Consider the following 1564-nt stretch of genomic DNA (forward strand, 5'->3'; position numbering starts at 1 on the left):
GCGCCGGGTGATCATCGCGACCCGGCCCGTCTGGTCGAGCTGATCACCGGCGAAAACATCACCACGCTGCACTTCGTGCCGTCGATGCTCCAGGCGTTCCTGCAAGACAGCGGCGTGCCGCGCTGCACCAGCCTTGCGCGCATCGTCTGCAGTGGCGAAGCGCTGCCGGCCGATGCCCAGCAGCAGGTGTTCGCCAAGCTGCCGAAGGCCGGCCTGTACAACCTGTACGGCCCGACCGAGGCGGCCATCGACGTGACCCACTGGACCTGCCGCGAGGAAGGGCGCGACAGCGTGCCGATCGGCGAGCCGATTGCCAACCTGGCCTGCTACATCCTCGACGCCGAGCTGCAACCGGTGCCGGTGGGCGTGCTGGGCGAGCTGTACCTGGCCGGCGCAGGCCTGGCGCGCGGCTACCACCGCCGCCCGGGGCTGACCGCCGAGCGTTTCGCCGTGAGCCCATACGGCAATGGCGAGCGCATCTACCGCACCGGCGACCTGGCGCGCTACCGCGCGGACGGGGTGATCGAGTATGCCGGGCGTATCGACCACCAGGTCAAGCTGCGTGGCCTGCGCATCGAACTGGGTGAGATCGAGGCGCGCCTGCTGGAGCACGACCTGGTGCGTGAAGCCGTGGTGACGGTACCGGACGGCAAGCAGCTGGTCGGTTATGTGGTGCTGACCGGCGAGGCCGCCGATTGGCAGGCACAACTGGCCGAGCACCTACGCCGTGGCCTGCCGGACTACATGGTGCCGAACCAGTGGCTGGCACTGGACAGCCTGCCGCTGTCGCCCAATGGCAAGCTCGACCGCAAGGCCTTGCCACGCCCGGACCAGACCGTCAAGGCTCGCGACTATCAGGCGCCGGCCACACCGACCGAGATCGCCCTGGCCGAGATCTGGCAAACCGTGCTGGGCGCAGGCCCGGTGGGCGTTACCGAGAATTTCTTCGCCCTGGGCGGCGACTCGATCATGTCGATCCAGGTGGTCAGTCGTGCGCGACAGGCCGGGATCCATATCACGCCCAAGGCATTGTTCCAGCACCAGACCGTGCAGCGCCTGGCGGCCGTGGCCCAGCTCGGGGAGGCGGTGGTGCCACGTATCGACCAGGGCCCGGTGACGGGCAGCGCGCCGCTGCTACCGTTCCAGCAATGGTTCTTCGACCAGCGCATGAGCGAGCCGCAGCACTGGAACCAGTCGCTGTTGCTGCGCGGCACCGAAACGGTGGATGCCAGCGCATTGGAGCAGGCGCTGCTGGCACTGTACGCCCAGCACGACGCCCTGCGCCTGCGCTTTGCCGACGGCAGCGCCGAACACGGTCCGCTGCAACCGGCCCAGCCGTTGCTATGGCGTGCCGCGCTGCGCAGCGCCGAGGAAATCGAGGCGACCTGCGAAGAGGCCCAGCGTAGCCTGGACCTGGCCCAGGGCCCGCTGCTGCGTGCGGTGCTGATCGACCTGGCCGACGGTGGCCAGCGCCTGCTGCTGGTGATCCACCACCTGGTGGTCGATGGCGTGTCCTGGCGCGTGCTGCTGGAAGACCTGCACGATGCCTACCGCCAGGCCCTGG

The 1564-nt window shown here is 69.1% G+C and carries 1 protein-coding gene; it reads left to right on the top strand.

Features of this window, described 5'->3' with window-relative positions; genetic code table 11:
• Positions 1-1564: condensation domain-containing protein (locus tag INQ47_RS25590; RefSeq protein WP_404702895.1), on the top strand; the 1564-nt coding region annotated here is incomplete at both ends.

The sequence above is a fragment of the Pseudomonas sp. 3HC3 genome, assembly GCF_044904505.1.
In the GTDB taxonomy this organism is placed as follows: domain Bacteria; phylum Pseudomonadota; class Gammaproteobacteria; order Pseudomonadales; family Pseudomonadaceae; genus Aquipseudomonas; species Aquipseudomonas putida_Y.